This window comes from Streptomyces sp. CB02056 (genome assembly GCF_001905545.1).
Classification (GTDB): Bacteria; Actinomycetota; Actinomycetes; order Streptomycetales; family Streptomycetaceae; genus Kitasatospora.
On record NZ_LIPD01000021.1, the window covers coordinates 1 to 17,336 of the forward strand.

A 17,336-nucleotide genomic window follows, 5' to 3' on the forward strand; every position below is an offset into this window, starting at 1 on the left:
TCACCCAATCCACCACCAACACCGTCACCGCTTCCTTCCCCGGTCCTGGCGGAACACCCATCACCACACCGCCCTCCGAAGCGAGCGTCGACGTCCCGTCGCTAACCATCAACAAGGAGGTCTGCACCTCCGCAAACGCCGCCGACTGCGGTGAGGGCGGCGCGGGCCCGTGGGCCAAGACCACCACCGTCGCCCCGAACGGCACCGCCTACTGGCGCATCACGGTGACCAACAACGGCCCCGTCAACATCACCGGCATCACCCTCACCGACACGGTCACGCCGTCGTGCGTCACAGCTGCTGGCACGTTCGACCTGGCGGCAGGGGCCTCCCATCAGGTGTTCTGCAACCTGCCGGGCATCACGCAATCCACCACCAACACCGTCACGGCCTCCTTCCCGGGGCCCGGCGGAACACCCATCACCACACCGCCCTCCGAAGCGAGCGTCGACGTCCCGTCGCTAACCATCAACAAGGAGGTCTGCACCTCCGCAAACGCCGCCGACTGCGGTGAGGGCGGCGCGGGCCCGTGGGCCAAGACCACCACCGTCGCCCCGAACGGCACCGCCTACTGGCGCATCACGGTGACCAACAACGGCCCCGTCAACATCACCGGCATCACCCTCACCGACACGGTCACGCCGTCGTGCGTCACAGCTGCTGGCACGTTCGACCTGGCGGCAGGGGCCTCCCATCAGGTGTTCTGCAACCTGCCGGGCATCACGCAGTCAACGACGAACACGGTCACGGCGTCCTTCCCCGGCCCTGGCGGAACACCCATCACCACGCCCCCGTCCGAGGCGAGCGTCGACGTCCCCTCCCTGGCCATCAACAAGGAGGTCTGCACCTCCGCGAACGCCGCCGACTGCGGCGAGGGCGGCGCGGGACCGTGGGCCAAGACCACCACCATCGCCCCGAACGGCACCGCGTACTGGCGGATCACCGTCACCAACAACGGGCCCGTCAACATCACCGGCATCACCCTCGCCGATGCCATCACGCCGTCGTGCGTCACAGCCGCCGGCACCTTCGACCTGGCGGCGGGCGCCTCCCATCAGGTGTTCTGCAACCTGACCGGCGTCACGCAATCCACCACCAACACCGTCACGGCCTCCTTCCCCGGCCCCGGCGGAACACCCATCACCACACCCCCATCCGAGGCCAGTGCCGACGTTCCGTCCCTGGTCATCAACAAGGAGGTCTGCACCTCCGCGAACGCCGCTGACTGCGGCGAGGGCGGCGCGGGACCGTGGGCCAAGACCACCACCCTGGCGCCGAATGGGACGGCGTACTGGCGGATCACCGTCACCAACAACGGCACGGTCAACCTGACCGGCATCACCCTCACCGACTCCGTCACACCCTCGTGCGTCACGGCCGCCGGCACCTTCGACCTCGCCGCAGGCGCGTCACAGCAGATCTTCTGCAACCTGCCAGACATCACCAAGCTGACGACCAACACCGTCACCGCCTCCTTCCCCGGCCCCGGCGGAACACCCATCACCACACCCCCGTCCGAGGCCAGTGCCGACGTTCCGTCCCTGGTCATCAACAAGGAGGTCTGCACCTCCGCAAACGCCGCCGACTGCGGTGACGGCGGACCCGGCCCCTGGGCGAAGACCACCACCCTGGCGCCGAATGGGACGGCGTACTGGCGGATCACGGTGACCAACAACGGCACGGTCAACCTGACCGGCATCACCCTCACCGACGCCGTCACACCGTCGTGCGTGACGGCCGCCGGCTCCTTTGACCTCGCCGCAGGCGCGTCCCATCAGGTGTTCTGCAACCTGCCAGACATCACCAAGCTGGCGACGAACACGGTGACGGCCTCCTTCCCAGGGCCCGGTGGCACCCCGATCACCACACCGCCCTCCGAAGCGAGCGTCGACGTTCCGTCGCTGACGATCAACAAGGAGGTCTGCACCTCGACCAACGCCGCCGACTGCGGTGAGGGCGGCGCGGGACCGTGGGCCAAGACCACCACCGTCGCCCCGAACGGCACCGCCTACTGGCGGATCACCGTCACCAACAACGGCACGGTGAACCTGACCGGCATCACCCTCACCGACACGGTCACACCGTCGTGCGTCACAGCTGCTGGCACCTTCGACCTGGCGGCGGGCGCGTCCCATCAGGTGTTCTGCAACCTGACGAGCGTCTCCCAGTCAACGACGAACACGGTGACGGCGTCCTTCCCCGGTCCTGGTGGAACACCCATCACCACTCCGCCCTCCGAGGCGAGCGTCGACGTTCCGTCCCTGGTCATCAACAAGGAGGTCTGCACCTCGACCAACGCCGCCGACTGCGGTGACGGCGGCGCGGGACCGTGGGCCAAGACGACCACTGTCGCGCCGAACGGCACCGCCTACTGGCGGATCACCGTCACCAACAACGGCACGGTGAACCTGACCGGCATCACCCTCACCGACACGGTCACGCCGTCGTGTGTCACAGCTGCTGGCACCTTCGACCTGGCGGCGGGCGCGTCCCATCAGGTGTTCTGCAACCTGACGAGCGTCTCCCAATCGACGACGAACACGGTGACGGCGTCCTTCCCCGGTCCTGGTGGAACACCCATCACTACACCGCCCTCCGAGGCGAGCGTTGACGTTCCGTCGCTGACGATCAACAAGGAGGTCTGCACCAGCACCAACCCGGCTGACTGCGGCCAAGGCGGCTCCGGCCCCTGGGCGAAGACCACCACCGTCGCCCCGAACGGCACCGCTTACTGGCGCATCACGGTGACCAACAACGGCCCCGTCAACATCGCTGACATCACCCTCGCCGACTCCGTGACGCCGGCTTGTGTCACGGCTGCCGGATCGTTCGACCTGGCGGCAGGTGCGTCCAAGCAGGTGTTCTGCAACCTGCCGGGCGTCACCAAGTTGACGACGAACACGGTGACAGCGTCCTTCCCCGGCCCTGGTGGCACCCCGATCACCACGCCCCCGTCCGAAGCCAGTGCCGACGTCCCGTCCCTGGCCATCAACAAGGAGGTCTGCACCTCCGCCAACGCCGCCGACTGCGGTGACGGCGGCCCCGGCCCCTGGGCCAAGACCACCACCGTCGCGCCAAACGGCACCGCCTACTGGCGCATCACCGTCACCAACAACGGCACGGTCAACCTGACCGGCATCACGCTGAACGACTCTGTGACGCCGGCCTGCGTGACGGCTGCGGGGACATTCGATCTGGCGGCAGGTGCGTCCAAGCAGGTCTTCTGCAACCTGCCGGGCGTCACCAAGTTGACGACCAACACTGTCACCGCCTCCTTCCCCGGCCCTGGTGGCACCCCGATCACCACGCCCCCGTCCGAAGCCAGTGCCGACGTCCCGTCCCTGGCCATCAACAAGGAGGTCTGCACCTCCGCCAACGCCGCCGACTGCGGTGACGGCGGACCCGGCCCCTGGGCCAAGACCACCACCATCCCGCCGAACGGCACCGCCTACTGGCGGATCACCGTCACCAACAACGGCACGGTGAACCTGACCGGCATCACGCTGAACGACTCCGTCACACCGGCCTGCGTGACAACTGCGGGGACATTCGACCTCGCGGCAGGCGCGTCCAAGCAGGTCTTCTGCAACCTGCCAGGCGTCACCCAGTCGACGACGAACACGGTGACGGCGTCCTTCCCCGGCCCCGGCGGCACCCCGATCACCACACCGCCGTCCGAGGCGCGCGTGGATGTGAGCGGCACTAACGTTCCGTCACTGAGCGTCGACAAGGAGGTCTGCCAGTCGGACAAGTCCGGCGACTGCGGTGAGGGCGGCGCCGGGCCGTGGGGCAAGGAGGTGACGCTGCACAAGGGTGGGGCGTCCGAGGAGCCGTGTGCGCCGGACAAGTGCCAGGCGTTCTGGCAGATCACGGTGACCAACACCGGCACGGTGGACCTGACCGGGATCACGCTGAACGACCGCCAGGAGGTGTCCTGCACGGTGGCGGCCGGGACGTTCGATCTGGCCGCGGGGCAGACGAAGAAGTTCTACTGCTCCAGCCTGATCAGTGAGGACACCGTCAACACGGTCACGGCCTCCTACGTGCCGCCGAACTCGCCGCCCGGGACCGAGCCGGTGACCACTCCGCCGTCCTCCGCGCTCGCCCGGTGCACGCCGCCGTGCGAGAAGGAGGGGTGCCACGAGCACAAGCCCGGCCATGGGAACGGCAGTGGCCACGGCAACGGGAACGGCAACGGCCAGGGGCCGGAGCACGGCAGCACCGGTCCCGGCGAGCACCCGCAGGGTGGACACCCGCAGGGCGGGCACCAGCAGCACCACGAGGGTGGGCCGCTGCCGGACACCGGCTCGTCGGTCCGGCCCTACGCCGCGACCGGTGCGGCGCTGGCCGGTCTCGGTTCGGTGCTGGCCCTCCTGGTCCGGGCGCGCAGGCGCCGGGCGGGCGGGGTGAGCGAGTGAGCCCGACAAGGCCGGACCGGTCCTGACGGGCCGAGGGCGGTGGCCCGGGAGGAAGTCCTCCCGGGCCACCGCCCTTGTGCGGCCGTCACGGAGGCATGCGGTCGGAATCCGCCGTCGACGCGGGCCCTGGACCTGGCCGCCTCCTTCAGGGGACCCTACGGGCATGGAGTTCTTCTGCTACCACCGCGACCGGCCCGGCTCCGGGACGTTACGCCGCGAACTGCTGGAACAGCACTGGTCCTACATGGACGGGTACGCGGAGGAGTTGATCGCCCGGGGCCCGACCCTCACCGAGGACCGCGACGCCCCCACCGGCAGCGTGCACATCATCGACCTGCCCGATGCCGCCGCGGCCCGGGCGTTCGCCTTCGCCGAGCCGGGTTACCAGGCGGGCGTCTACCGGGACGTGCTGCTGCGGCGGTGGAGCAACACGCTGGGGCGCACCATGTGGGACTTCCCCGGCGGCCGGACCGGCGGCAACCGGTACCTGGTGCTCGGCCTCGGCTCGGGGCCGGCCGTCGACCTCGCCGTGCCGGCCGACCGGGACGGGCTGATCGCCTACGGTCCGCTGCTGTCCGACGACGGCACCGCCTGGCTGGGCACGGCCGCGTTGCTCCGGGCGCCGGACCGGGATGTGGCGGGCGCCGTCCTGACCCGGGAGCGGTACGCCGACGTCGAGGTGCACGACTGGCAGTTCGGCGGGCGGCCATCCTGACCGGCCGGTGCTGAGGCCGGTGCGCCGGGCCTGCGTCCACCGCGTCCAGTGCCAGATCCGTCCGCCGTCCGCCCCTGGGAGACCTCGTGCGGGCGGTTCCTCGCGGCCTACCGTGGCGGGGTGAGCGAGGAGACGGACGGGTGTACCGGGCGGGTGCTGGTCCTGGTGCTGCCCGAGGTGAATCTGCTGGACCTCGGCGGTCCTGTGCAGGTGTTCGACGCCGCGGCGCAGCTCGGCGGCGGTTACCGGCTGGAGTACGTCGCCGAGGCGGACGCTCTGCGGTCCGCCCAGGGCCTGCGGCTGGCGGGGCTGGCGCCGCTGGCCACGAGCCGGGCGGCAGCCGGTGACCTGGTGCTCGTGCCGGGCCCCCGGCTGACCGGATCCGACCGGCTGGTGGCACCCGCCGTCGTGCGCTGGGTGCGTGAGGCGTACGACGCGGGTGCCCGGGTGGCGTCCGTGTGCAGCGGTGCGGTCGTCCTGGGGGAGGCGGGGCTGCTGGACGGCAGGGCGTGCACGACCCACTGGTCGCTCACCTCGGCGATGCGCGACCGGTACCCGCGGGCCCGGGTGCGTGAGGCCGCGCTCTACGTGCACGACGGGCGGATCAGCACCAGTGCGGGCATCTCGTCGGGGATCGATCTCGCGTTGTCCCTGGTCGAGCGGGAGCGCGGCCCGGAGCTGGCCGGGCGGGTCGCGCGTGAGCTGGTGCTGTACCTGCGACGGGACGGGGACGCGGCACAGATCAGTCCGTTCCTGCGGCACCGCGACCACGTCCAGCCCGCGGTGCACCGGGTGCAGGACCATCTGGCGCAGCACCTGGACGCCGCCTTCACCCTGCGTGAACTCGCCGGCATCGCCGGGCTGTCCCCTCGCGGTCTGACGCGGGCCTTCACCGCGGCCGCTGGCCTCACCCCGTTCGCCTACCAGCGGCAACTGCGGCTGGAGCGGGCCCGCGCCCTGCTGTCCGGTACCGACCTGACGGTGGAGGCGGTCGCGCTCCGGTGCGGGTTCCGTGACGCCCGGCAGCTGCGCCGGGTGGTCGCCGACGCCTTCGGGGCCCCGCCCTCGCTGCTGCGGGCGCCACTGCGGCCGACCGCCTGACGGGCCCGGCCTCCTCGGCGTAGAGCCTCTTCTGCGACCGGTTCACCCCGACCTCCTCCGATTTCCCCCTTTCCCGTTTCCACGAGGGCCGACGGCACCGTGCTGCCGGAACGTGCCCGGATTGTCAAGGTATGTCTTGTTCGCGATGATTTCCGGGCCCCGTAGGGGGCACCGAGCGCTGCGCCGTACCGGCCGGGTGCTGCTGGGCACGGGTCTGGCGGCCGCGTCCTTCGCGGGGATCGCCTTCGCGGGGGTGAGCGCGTCGATGGCGGACAGCTTCGCCGCCGCGCCCCGCGGATCCGATGCCCGGGAGTGGCCGACCGCCCGGCCGGTGCCGGAGGGCAGGATCACCGTGGCGGTCGCGGTCAGCAACGAGGGGTCCGTGGCCACCGACGTCCTCGCGCCCTACCAGGTGTTCGCCGAGTCACCGACGATGTTCGTCTACACGGTGGCCGCCGAACGCCGTGTCTCCCCGCTGTCCGGCGGCGCCCATCTGCTGCCCGACCACACGCTGGCCGAGGTGGCGGACGGCACTCTGCCGGAACCCGACGTGGTAGTCGTGCCCGCCGTGACCGACCCCGCCGGCGCCGGCGAGGAGCGCCTGCGCCAGTGGATCGTCGAACGCCACCGCAAGGGCGCCCGGATCCTCGGGGTGTGCGCGGGCTCCGAGCTGCTGGCCGCCTCCGGTCTGCTCGACGGCCGCGAGGCCACGTCGTTCTGGTCCAACATCGGCTCCCTGGAGCGCGGTTACCCGAAGGTCGACTGGCAGCGCGGGCGGCGCTACGTCGAGGACGGGCGGGTGACCACCACCGCGGGCGTCACCTCCGGCACCGTGGGCGCGCTGCGGCTGGTCGAGGAACTGGCCGGTGAGGCGGAGTCGACCCGTATCGGCACCGGCCTGGCCTACCCCGGCTGGACTCCGGACGGGCCGACCGCGATACCGGCCAACCACCTCGCCCTCGGCGACCTCCCGTACGCCCTCAACGCCGCGTTCCCGTGGCTGCGCCCCACCACGGCCATCGGCCTGGTCGACGGCGTCGAGGAGATCGACGCGGCCGCCGCCTTCGAGGGGTACGGCGGGGTCTCCTTCGCCACCCGGACGCTGGTGATCGGCGCCAGGGACACCGTCACCACCCGCCACGGCCTGGTCCTCGTCACCCGGCCCGCGACGGGAGGCGCCCACGGGGCGGACCGCTTCGTGGTGCCCGGTGTCAGGGACGCCTCCGGCCTCGACGGTGCGCTGGGCGACTGGGCCCTGCGCAACGGGCTCGCCGCCGAACTGCCCGGCGGAGGACGGCGGTCCGGGGAGTTCGGCTTCGATCCGGTCCTGCGGGACCTCGCCGAGCACGGCGACCGCCGTACGGCACTGACCACCGCGAAGTTCTCCGAGTACCCCTCGGCCCATCTGGAGCTGACCGGCGCGTCCTGGCCCTGGCGGTCCACTCTGCTGGCCGCGGCGGCGGTCGCCGTGAGCGTGGGGGTGGGGCTGGCACCGACGGCGGTCCGGCACACGGTTCGACGGCGGCGCCGCGCCGCACCGGGCCGCTGAGGGGGACCCGCCGGGGCCACGACGGCCCGTGGAGCGGTGGCCGTGCCGTCCGTCAGATCGGGTCCGTCTTGATCGTTCCGACGCACAGGGCCCAGATGACGAGGGCGTCGATCGCGATCAGGACGATGGCCCACAGGGGGTAGTAGGGCAGCCAGAGGAAGTTGGCGATCATCCCCAGCCCTGCCACGACCAGACCGACGATGCGGGCCCAGGCGGCGCCGCTGAAGACCGCGACACCCGCCACGACGACGAAGACGCCGAGGATGAGGTGGATCCATCCCCAGCCCTCGGTGTTCATCGCGTACACGTAGCTGCGGGTGACGACGAGCAGGCTGTCGTGGGTGATGGCGGCGCTGCCCTGGAAGATCGCCATGAGGCCGGCGGTGATCAGCATGACCCCGGCGAAGATGGTCCACCCTGACGCGTAGGGGTACTGCTCGCGGCCCCGGGCGGTGGGGCCGACTCCGGACGTACTGCTGGCCATGACACGGTCTCCTTCGATCGCGGTCGCCTCGCGGACGGGGGACGGGGACGGGGACGGAGGGACGAGCAGCCGGGTGGAGGGGCTCCGGACGACCCGGAGCGGGGCACCCGCACCGGCAGAGCCCCACATTCACCGTAAGACCGGACCCTCCATCCCGCCGTCGGACGACCGGCCCGCCCCGACCGCCGCCCCGGCCGCCGCCCCGCCCTCGCCCGGACCGTCGCGGGCACCGCGCACGGAATCCGCTTGACCTTGACACCGTGACAAGCCCTTCACTGAGGCCCAGGAGGTGGTCCTGATGACCAGGCCGGAAGAGGACAGGGACACGATGCGGGCGGCGCTCCGCGGGCTGGAGCACGACGACCCGTCGGTGCGCCTGCGGGCGGCGCTGGCCGTCGGCACGAACCCGGACGCGGGGTTCGTCCGCCCGCTCGTCGGGCGGTGCGCGGTCGAGCCCGAGTTCTCCGTGCGCGAGATGCTCACCTGGGCGCTCACCCGCCACGAGGCGGCGGTGACCGTGCCGCTGCTGCTCGGCGAGGTCCGCGCGGAGCGGGCGCAGGCCCGGAGCCAGGCCCTGCACACGCTGTCCAAGATCGGGGACCGGCGGGCGTGGCCGGCGATCACTCCGGCGCTGCTGGCCGACGCCGACGAGGAGGTGGCCCGCAGCGCCTGGCGGGCCGCGGTCGTGCTCGTACCCGAGGACGGGGTGCCCGCGCTGGCCGTAGTGTTGGCGGCTCAGCTCGGGCGCGGCGGACGTGAGACGCGGCTGAGCCTCAGCCGGGCGCTGGTCGCGCTCGGGGAGGCGGTGCTGCCGACGCTGGGCGCCGCGACGACGGACCCCGACCCCGGGGTGCGCGCGCACGCGCTCGCCACCGAACGGCTGTGGCACGACCCGGACGCCGGGTTCGAGCTCGCCGTCGAGGAGGCGAAGCGCACGGCGGTCTTCGGCGAGGGCCGCCAGGAGGGACGGTAGGCAGTGTTGATCGGCGACGTGGCCCGGCGGTCGGGGGTCAGCGCCCGCATGCTCAGGCACTACGAGTCGCTCGGGCTGGTGCGTCCGACGGGGCGCACCGGCTCCGGTTACCGCCGGTACGCGGACGAGGACATCCGGCGGATCTTCCACATCGAGAGCCTGCGGTCGCTGGGCCTCTCGCTGCGCGACGTCGGTCGGGCCCTGGACGATCCCGGCTTCGCGCCCGCGGAGCTCGTCGAGGACCTCATCTGCCGGACCCGCGAGCGCATCGCGGCGGAGACGGAGCTGCTCACCCGGCTGCGGCGGATCGACGCCGCGGAGCCCGCCGGGTGGGAGGAGGTCCTCCGGGTCGTCGCGCTGCTCCAGGCCCTGGAGTCGAAGAGCCCGGGGGCGCGGCAGCGCGCCGCGCTGTCCGCGGGCGAGGACGCGGCGGTGCCGGTGGAGGCGCTGGTCGAGGCCGTGCTGGGCGAGTCGGACCCGATCGTCGCCGGGGCGCTCCGGTGGGCGCTGGCGCAGTCGGGCGGGGACGGGACGGCCCTGCTCGCGGAGGGGCTGGACTCGTCCGCGGCCGAGGTGCGCGAACGGGCCGTCCGGTCCCTCGCCGAGCTGCCGGACGGGACGGCGACCGCGCTGCTGCGGGACGCCCTCGGGCACCCGGACGCCGTGGTCCGCAGGTACGCGGCCCTGGCGCTCGGGGCCCGCGGCGTGGCCGACGCGGTCCCGACGCTCATCGACATGATCGTCGGGGCGACGAACGACGCCGACGCGGCGGACGCGCTGGGCGCGCTGGCGAACGGCTCCGCTTCGGTGGACGATCCCGCTCCGGCGGACGGCGCCACGCCGGCGAGCGGCCCCGCGCTGGCGGACCGGATCGCCGCCGGGCTGGTCGACCGCCTCGCCCAGGAGGCCGTCGGCCCGGACGCGCGCCGGCGGCTGACCCAGGCGCTCGCGGACGTCCCGGGCGGTACGGCGTCCCGCGCCCTCGAAGCGCTCGCGCGGGACGAGGACCGTGCGGTCGCGCTGACCGCGACATACATTCTCAAGCTGCGCGACACGCGGTAGTCCGCGATGGTCACGCGGTAGCCGGGGGCGGGTTCGAGGTGGGGGTGGCATGACAGGGGCCGGGCGGTTCCGTCGGCAGCGGCAGCTGTTCCTCTCGGTGGCGATCGACACGTTCGGCTCCGGTGTCTTCCTGCCGCTGTCGCTGCTGTTCTTCGTCACCGTCCGGCACTTCCCGGCGGCCGCCGCGGGCACCGCCGTGACGGTCGGGTCGCTCGCGTCCTTCGCCGTCGTGCCGCTCTGCGGACGGGCCGTCCAGGCGGTGGGGCCCAAGTCCTGCCTGGTCGTCAGCAACGTCCTGACCGCGCTCGGGTACGGGCTGTTCTTCGCGGCCGGGAACCTGGTCACCGTGGCGGCCGCCACCTTCCTCGTGACGGCCTCCGACCGCCTCTACGGCGCCGCCTGGCCCACCCTGGTCGCGCGGTTCGCGAAGCCGGAGGAGCTCACCGAGTGGTTCTCCGCGGTCACCGTGCTCAAGACCACCTCGCTGGGCGTCGGCACCCTGGGGGCGACCGCCCTGATGGCGCTCGCCGGCGGGCACGGCCTGGAGGTCGCGCTCGCCCTGAACAGCGCGAGCTCCCTCCTCGCGGCCGCCCTCCTGCTGGGGGTGACCGTGCCGGCCGCCGAGCGGCCCGGGCTCCGGGCGGCGAGGTCGAACACCCGGGCGGCGCTCGGCGACCGGCCGTTCCTGTCCCTGGTCGCGTCCCAGACGCTGCTCTCGGCGGCCTGGCTGATCCCGACCGTCGCCTTCCCCCTCTACCTGGTGGAGGGCCTCCACCAGGCCGCCTACTGGCCGACCGTCGTGGTCGCCGTGCGCTACGCCACCGCCACCACCCTGCAGATGCGGATCAGCCGGCTGCTGTCCGGCTGGAGCCGCTCGCGGGTCCTGGGCCTGTCGATCGGCGCGGCGGCCGGCGCCATCGCCCTCACCGCGACGGTCTCCACCGCCCCGCACGCCCTCCAGGGCCCGCTCGCCGTCCTCGTGGCGGTGGTGCTGGCGCTGGCCGAACTGGCCTCGAAGCCCACCGCGGCCGCGACGGCGGTCGCCATGGCACCCAAGGGCGACGAGGGACCGTACATGTCCCTGTTCCAGCTGACCTGGACGGTGTCCTACGCGGTCGGACCGGCGGTCATCGGCCTGGGCCTGCAGAACCCCCCGCTGCTCTGGACCGCGCTGGCCCTCTGCGTGGCGGCCAGCGCCCTGGCCCACCGCCTCCGCACGCCCTGGCGACCGCGGCCGCAACCGCATGGGCCCTCAGTCCGTGGGCTGCGGAAGGAAGCCGAGGCCCCGTAGCCGACGCCCCGGACGCGCGGGCCGGGCGTCAGTGGCGCACGGGCGGCTGCTCGGCGGCGCCGTAGGCGCGCAGCTGGTACGGGAGCGCGGACGGGCGGCACCACTGGAGGTCGAGGCCGCAGGCGCCGAGGACGGCGCCGAAAGCGTGCCGCATCGCGTCCTGGACGGCGGTGCGGGCCCGTGCGGCCCGCTCGGCGGCGGGGGTGTCGCCGTCGGCGGCCGCGGACAGGCGGCGGGAGGGGTTCCAGCGGAGGTCGGCGACGCCGGTGGTGTCGTCGCCGTCGTCGACGGGCCGGCACGGGGCGAGGGTGATGCCGGGCGCGTGCAGGTGGTCGGCGACCGGCAGTCCGGCCAGTGCGGCGGTGCGGCGCACCGCGTCGACGACGTGCGCGCCGATGCCGAGGTCCTGCGGGCGGGACCCGGCCGGAGCGGCGGTGTCCCGGCCGGCGTCCTGTCCGGTGGCCGGGGCGGGGCCGCTGGTACGGCCGACCCTGGTCTCCCCGTCGAGCCGACCGGCCTCGACCTCGATGCCGAAGGCCGGCAGGAACTCCGCCAGGGCGTTCTGCATGCTGCTGGTGACGACGCGACCGGCGGCGGAGGCCGGCTGCTGGAACTCCTCCATGGCCGCCGCGGCGGCCAGCCGGGGGCCGGGCTCCCAGTGCAGGGCGATCAGGCCGGCGCAGTCGTCGGAGTCGTCGAACGGCCGGGCCGGGCGCAGCTGGACGCCGGGGCCGTGTCCGCCGTACCCGACGGGCAGGCCGGCCAGGAGGAGCGCCTCGGTGACGCGGTCGGCGAGCAGCGGGTCGATCCGGGGCCCGCCCCGGGGGGTGCGTTCCGCAGCCGTGTCCTGCCGTGCGGCAGCCGTGTTCACGCCGTCCTCCTCCGGGTCCCGGGCGGCGGCCGACCGCCTGCGCCCCGAGCGTACGGCGTACCCGGACGAACCGTCGGCGAATCCCGGAACCCGGCCACCGCGGCGCGCCCGCCAGGAGGGCGGGCGCACCGGCGGTGTGCGTCCGGTCAGTTCCAGGGGTTGGCCGGCTGGTCGTTGATGGCCGTCCAGAAACGGGTGTTGGTGGGGATGTTGCCGTAGGCCCAGAAGGTCCAGCCGCCGGTCTGCGACAGGTCGGTGCCGTAGTGGCCGTCGTGGAACTCGGCCTCGCGCCAGCCGGCGCCGAAACCGGCCTGGCAGACGCTGTCGGCCGCGGCCCGGCTGTTCAGGCGGGAGCCCTTGACCGGCTGGCTGAGGGCGACGGTGCCCTGCGCCCAGCCGTTGTAGAAGCCGAGGCTGATCCCGGACGGGGCCGGGCTGCCGTCGACGTTGAGGCAGAGCACGGGCAGCGAGACGGACGGCGCGGTGTCACCGTTGTAGGCGTTGCTCGGGCTGCCGCCGGGGCCGCCGACCTGGACGGTGCCGTCGGGGCCGTTGGAGACGACGGACCAGGTCATCCCGAGGTGGGTGGCCGGCCCGGTGGTGGCGGAGGCCGGGGCGGCGGTGAGCGGGATCAGGGCGGCGGCGGCGACGGCGGTCGCGGTGGCGACGGCCTTCTTCAGACGGTTCATCGACTGCTCCTGGGTTCGGGGTCCTCACTGGGCGACCGGCTCGTTTCGGCCGGTGCACAAGAAACTTCTCAACCGAACGCACACAACTGGCATGATCTGATCATCAGTTCGTCACGACTCGCGCCCGTCCTCCACGGCGGCCGGTCCGGTCCGGCCCCGCGGGCCCCAGGGAGGGACGTTGGAGTTCAGGATCCTCGGCTCGCTGGAGGTGTGGACCGGCGACGGCCGACGCATCCCCTCCGAAGGCTCCCGGCAGGAGCGGCTGCTCGCCGCCCTGCTGCTCAACGCGGACTCCTCCGTACCGGTCGCCCGCCTGGTGGACACCGTCTGGGACGAGCGGCCGCCGGCCACCGCCACCCGCCAGGTCCGCAACCTCGCCGGGGTACTGCGGCGCCGCTTCGCCGAGGCCGACCCGGACGCGCCGCCCGCCCTGCTCACCGACGGCCGCGGCTACCGCATCACGCTCACCGGCCACCGCCTGGACGCCCGCGACTTCACCGACCGGCTCGCCGTCGCCCGTGCCGAGGCCGCCGCCGGGCGGGCCCCGGAGGCCGTCGACGGGCTCCGCTCCGCGCTCGCCCTGTGGCGCGGACCGGCCCTCGACGGACTCGCCGTGGACGCGGACGCCCCGGGCGCCGTCGCGCTGGACGAACTGCGGCTGACCGCCTGGGAGGAGTGCCTCGACCTGGAACTCGCACTCGGCCGGCACCGAACGGCCGTCCCCGAACTCACCGCGCTGGTCGCCGACCACCCGCTGCGGGAACGGTTCACCGGACAGCTGATGCGCGCCCTGCACGGCTCCGGACGCACCCCCGAGGGGCTCGCCGCCTACCGCCGGTTCGCGGAACGGCTGGCCGACGAGCTCGGGCTCGACCCCGGGCCCGAGCTGCGGGCGCTGCACCTGGAGCTGCTGGCCACCGAACCGGTGCCCGCCGCCACGGCCCGGGCCGAGGAACCACCCGCGCCGGCGCCACCCGCGCAGGCGCAGGTGCAGGCGTCGCCCGCCCAACTCCCGCCCGCCCTGGCCACCTTCGTCGGACGCGACACCGAACTGCGGGCCCTGGACGCGCTGCTCACCGACCCGGCGGACCAGGAGGCCGGGCCGGCCGCCGCCGCGTGCGCGGTCTGCGCCGTCTCCGGACCGGCCGGGGTCGGCAAGACCACCCTCGCCGTCGACTGGGCCCACCGGGTCCGCGACCGCTTCCCGGACGGCCAGCTCTACGCCGACCTGCACGGCTACTCCGTCGACGCGCCGCTCGCCCCGCGCACCGTCCTGGCCCGCTTCCTGCGCGCCCTCGGCGTGCCCGGCGACCGGATCCCCGCGGCGGCGGACGAGGCGGCCGCGCTCTACCGCTCCCGGTTGGCCGATCGGCGGCTGCTCGTGATCCTCGACAACGCCCGCGACGCCGAGCAGGTCCGCCCGCTGCTGCCCGGCGCCCCGGGCTGCCGCACGGTGGTCACCAGCCGCACCCGGCTCGACGGACTGACCGTCCGCAACGGCGCCCGGCCGCTGGTGCTCGACGTCCTGCCCGCCCACCAGGCCCTCGAACTGCTGGCCCGCATGGTCGGCGAGCACCGCACCCGCGCCGAGCCGCGCGCCGCCGCCGAACTCGCCGACGCCTGCGGCCGACTGCCCCTCGCCCTGGCCGTCACCGCCAGCCGCCTGGCCGCCAGCCCGGACCGCAGCCTCACCGACCACGCCGCCGAACTCCTCGACACGGAGCACCGGTTGAGCGCCCTCCAGATCGAGGGCGACGACACCTCGGCGGTCCGCGCCGCCTTCGACCTCTCCTACCGCTCACTGCCCGGCGAGGCCCGCGACCTGCTCCGGCTGCTCGCCCTCGTCCCGGCCGTCGGCATCGGCGCCGACGCGGCCGCCGCCCTGGCCGGCGCCCCGCCCGCCGCCGTCCGGCCCGTCCTCGACCGGCTGGCCGCCGCCCACCTGCTCACCCCCGAGGACCGCGACCACTACCGGCTCAACGACCTCCTGCGCCTCTACGCCGCCGAACGCTGCTCCGTGGAGACCAGCGCCGCCGAACGCCGCGCCGCCCTGGTCCGCCTCGGCTCCTGGTACCTCCACCGCGGCCACTCCCCCGCCTTCCTCCCCACCCACCCCGCCGCCGACCACCCGGCCCGCCTGTACGGCCTCCACCTCGACGAGTGGGTCGAGGTGGACCGCCTGGCCGCCGCGGCCGCCGCAGCAGCCGACCCCCCGCCGGGCGGCTAGAGCCAGCCGCGGCGGGCGGTCTTGAGGCCGGCTTCGAAGCGGCTGGCCGCGTCGAGGCGTTCCATCAGGACGGCCATCTGGCGGCGGACGGTGCGTACCGAGACGCCGAGGCGTTTGGCCGCCGCGTCGTCCGTGAGGCCGGTGGACAGCAGGCGCAGGAGTTCGCGCTCGCCGGTGGTCAGGGTCAGCGGCGGCGCGCCGTCGGGGTCGTCGGTGATCGGGACGGCGGTCTCCCAGGTCTGTTCGAACAGGGCGACCAGGGAGGCGACGATGCCCGGCTCCCGGGTGCACAGGGCGCCGGCCCGGGTGTTCTCCGGGTCGATCGGCAGCACGGCGGTGCTGCGGTCGAAGACCAGCATCCGGGGCGGCAGCACCGGTGCGGTGCGCACCTCGCCGCCGAGGCCGGACATCCAGCGGGCGTAGTCGAGGGTCTCCGGGGCGTCGTGGATGCTCTCCTGGTAGACGGTGCGCAGGCTGACGCCGCGTCGCAGGGCGTCCTCGTCGAGCGGACGGGAGGCGGCCAGGCTGGCCGCGGACTGGGCGCCGCCGGGCATCACCGCCAGGACCTCGGTGGTCAGCCGGGCGGTCAGCACCTCCAGCTTGTCCTGGATGGCGTCGAGGCCGAGCAGCCGTTCGTGGTCGCCCACCGGGGTGTCGGTCCGCACCTTGGCGTACTCCCCCAGGGCCCGCGCGACGGCGGCCTTGGAGGCGGCCAACTCCTGCTGCCGACGGGCGAGTTCCTCCTCCTGGCGGCGCAGCAGGATCTCCAGTCCGCGCTCCGGGCTGACCGGCCGCAGGGTGCCGGGCCGCTCGCGGGAGGTCCGCAGCAGGGTGAGGTCGGCGAGCCGGTCGAGGGCCGCGCGCACGGCGGCCTCGGGGAGGCCGAGCCGGTCGCAGAGTTCCGCGACCCCGCCTTCCGGGTCGGCGAGCATTCCTCGGTAGACGGCTTCCGTGGTGGCGTCCAACCCCAGCAGTTCCAGCACTTCTCGACCCCTGATCCCCGTGGACGATTCCGTATGCCCGGTCGGCCCGGGCCGATCCTTCCCCCGGCCGGAACCCCTCGCAAGGGCATGATCCGGTCAACGGCCCCGGCCCCGGCCGCCCTTCGCGGTTGTGCAGCATGCTGCCTGTCCTGTTCCTGCCCGCCGAATTCCCTTCCCGTGGCGGCCCGCGGAACGGGAGGATTCGCCGTGCGCGCATTCCCCGAATTCCCGGAAACCCAGAACTGCGTTATCCCCCAGTGCAGTTCCCGCACAGAACAGGAATCCGCCGTGGCCGTCCGTCCACTCGCCGCCGTCCTCCTGACCCTCGCCCTCGCCGGCTCCGCCGCGCCGGCCTTCGCCGCCGGTACGACCGCCACCGACGCCCCGTCCGCCACCCAGGGCCCGGGTGGCGGGATCGGCTGGGACAACCCCTCCGCCCGGTCGATCGGCTGGGACGCCCCGCCCGCCGACGACGCCGTCGTGCAGGCCTGACCTGCGGTGTTCGCAGTCCAGCTGACCGTGCCGGCCGGCGCCGCCGCCCCCTCGGGAGAGGCGGCGGCCGCGGAGGCCCAGGCCGCGCTGTGGGCGTGCGCCGCCCCGGACGACGGCCTGGAGCACGTACGCGCCCGCGCCGTGCCCGAGGGCGTCGGCCTGGTGCTCTACGTCCGCGCCGCCGACGAGGCGGCAGCCCGGTCGAGGGCGCGGAACCTGCTGGCCAGGGCCCTGCCGGCGGCCGTCCGGCTCCCGTCCGGCCGCCGCTGAAGAACGCGCCGGGACGTGCTGGAACGCACCGGGCCCCGCTGCGGCCCGCGCCGCACCCGAGGGCGTCGGCCACCCGCCGTCGCGCCCGGGCGCTTTCCGGCCTTCCAGGCAGCTTTCGACCGGTTCCTCCCGCCCGGGAGATTGGCCGGTTCTTTGCTGTCGCTTTACCCCGTCATGGCTGACACACCATCAGCACGTCGGCCGTCCCCCC

14 protein-coding genes are annotated in these 17,336 nt (G+C 73.9%); 10 read left to right on the forward strand and 4 right to left on the reverse strand.

Annotated elements, in window-relative coordinates; all coding sequences use genetic code 11:
* The 4 genes from AMK13_RS36740 to AMK13_RS36755 form a co-directional block, all read left to right on the forward strand.
* Positions 1-4,418: DUF7617 domain-containing protein (locus tag AMK13_RS36740; protein ID WP_143204719.1), on the forward strand; the 4,418-nt coding region annotated here is incomplete at its 5' end.
* A gap of 163 nt (positions 4,419-4,581) precedes the next feature.
* Positions 4,582-5,133: a YciI family protein gene (locus AMK13_RS36745; RefSeq protein WP_074005912.1), complete on the forward strand. Its 552-nt coding sequence runs from the start codon at positions 4,582-4,584 to the stop codon at positions 5,131-5,133.
* 120 nt (positions 5,134-5,253) lie between these two features.
* Positions 5,254-6,234: a GlxA family transcriptional regulator gene (locus AMK13_RS36750; protein WP_074005913.1), complete on the forward strand. Its 981-nt coding sequence runs from the start codon at positions 5,254-5,256 to the stop codon at positions 6,232-6,234.
* 145 nt (positions 6,235-6,379) lie between these two features.
* Positions 6,380-7,783 (forward strand): DJ-1/PfpI family protein, encoded by a 1,404-nt coding sequence (locus AMK13_RS36755; protein ID WP_074005978.1) that lies wholly within the window; start codon positions 6,380-6,382, stop codon positions 7,781-7,783.
* 52 nt (positions 7,784-7,835) lie between these two features.
* On the opposite strand, the gene AMK13_RS36760 is transcribed toward AMK13_RS36755, so the two are convergent.
* A complete protein-coding gene (locus AMK13_RS36760) occupies positions 7,836-8,267 on the reverse strand; it encodes a DUF7144 family membrane protein (protein ID WP_049656746.1) in 432 nt (143 codons plus the stop codon).
* A 298-nt stretch (positions 8,268-8,565) separates the two neighbouring features.
* Here AMK13_RS36760 and AMK13_RS36765 point away from each other — a divergent pair, with 298 nt between their 5' ends.
* From AMK13_RS36765 to AMK13_RS36775, 3 genes are read left to right on the forward strand one after another with little or no spacing between them, the layout of a single operon-like run.
* Positions 8,566-9,240, forward strand: coding sequence for a HEAT repeat domain-containing protein (locus AMK13_RS36765; protein ID WP_049656759.1), 675 nt, complete (start codon positions 8,566-8,568; stop codon positions 9,238-9,240).
* 3 nt (positions 9,241-9,243) lie between these two features.
* On the forward strand, positions 9,244-10,302 hold the full coding sequence (locus AMK13_RS36770) for a HEAT repeat domain-containing protein (protein WP_074005914.1): 1,059 nt from the start codon (positions 9,244-9,246) through the stop codon (positions 10,300-10,302).
* Between the two features lie 49 nt (positions 10,303-10,351).
* Positions 10,352-11,593, forward strand: a complete 1,242-nt coding sequence (locus AMK13_RS36775; protein WP_074005915.1) for an MFS transporter — start codon at positions 10,352-10,354, stop codon at positions 11,591-11,593.
* A gap of 28 nt (positions 11,594-11,621) precedes the next feature.
* Here the strand turns inward: AMK13_RS36775 and AMK13_RS36780 are convergent, their stop codons facing one another.
* Together AMK13_RS36780 and AMK13_RS36785 are read right to left on the reverse strand one after the other, a co-directional pair.
* Positions 11,622-12,464 (reverse strand): hypothetical protein, encoded by an 843-nt coding sequence (locus tag AMK13_RS36780; protein ID WP_074005916.1) that lies wholly within the window; start codon positions 12,462-12,464, stop codon positions 11,622-11,624.
* A 146-nt stretch (positions 12,465-12,610) separates the two neighbouring features.
* The gene (locus tag AMK13_RS36785; protein WP_053112534.1) at positions 12,611-13,153 is read right to left on the reverse strand and encodes a hypothetical protein; all 543 of its coding nucleotides are present in this window, start codon (positions 13,151-13,153) and stop codon (positions 12,611-12,613) included.
* A gap of 178 nt (positions 13,154-13,331) precedes the next feature.
* On the opposite strand from AMK13_RS36785, the gene AMK13_RS36790 reads away from it, so the two are divergent.
* Positions 13,332-15,380 carry an AfsR/SARP family transcriptional regulator gene (locus tag AMK13_RS36790; protein ID WP_074005917.1) on the forward strand — a complete coding sequence of 683 codons (2,049 nt, stop codon included), beginning with the start codon at positions 13,332-13,334 and terminating at the stop codon, positions 15,378-15,380.
* Here the strand turns inward: AMK13_RS36790 and AMK13_RS36795 are convergent.
* Positions 15,377-16,363, reverse strand: coding sequence for a LuxR C-terminal-related transcriptional regulator (locus AMK13_RS36795; RefSeq protein ID WP_074005918.1), 987 nt, complete (start codon positions 16,361-16,363; stop codon positions 15,377-15,379). The two genes, AMK13_RS36790 and AMK13_RS36795, sit on opposite strands and share 4 nt — an antisense overlap.
* Before the next feature lie 288 nt (positions 16,364-16,651).
* Here AMK13_RS36795 and AMK13_RS36800 point away from each other — a divergent pair, with 288 nt between their 5' ends.
* The gene (locus tag AMK13_RS36800) at positions 16,652-16,855 is read left to right on the forward strand and encodes a hypothetical protein (protein ID WP_074005919.1); all 204 of its coding nucleotides are present in this window, start codon (positions 16,652-16,654) and stop codon (positions 16,853-16,855) included.
* 6 nt (positions 16,856-16,861) lie between these two features.
* Complete coding sequence (locus AMK13_RS36805) at positions 16,862-17,125, forward strand: hypothetical protein (protein WP_074005920.1); 264 nt, start codon at positions 16,862-16,864, stop codon at positions 17,123-17,125.
* Positions 17,126-17,336 lie beyond the last annotated feature (211 nt).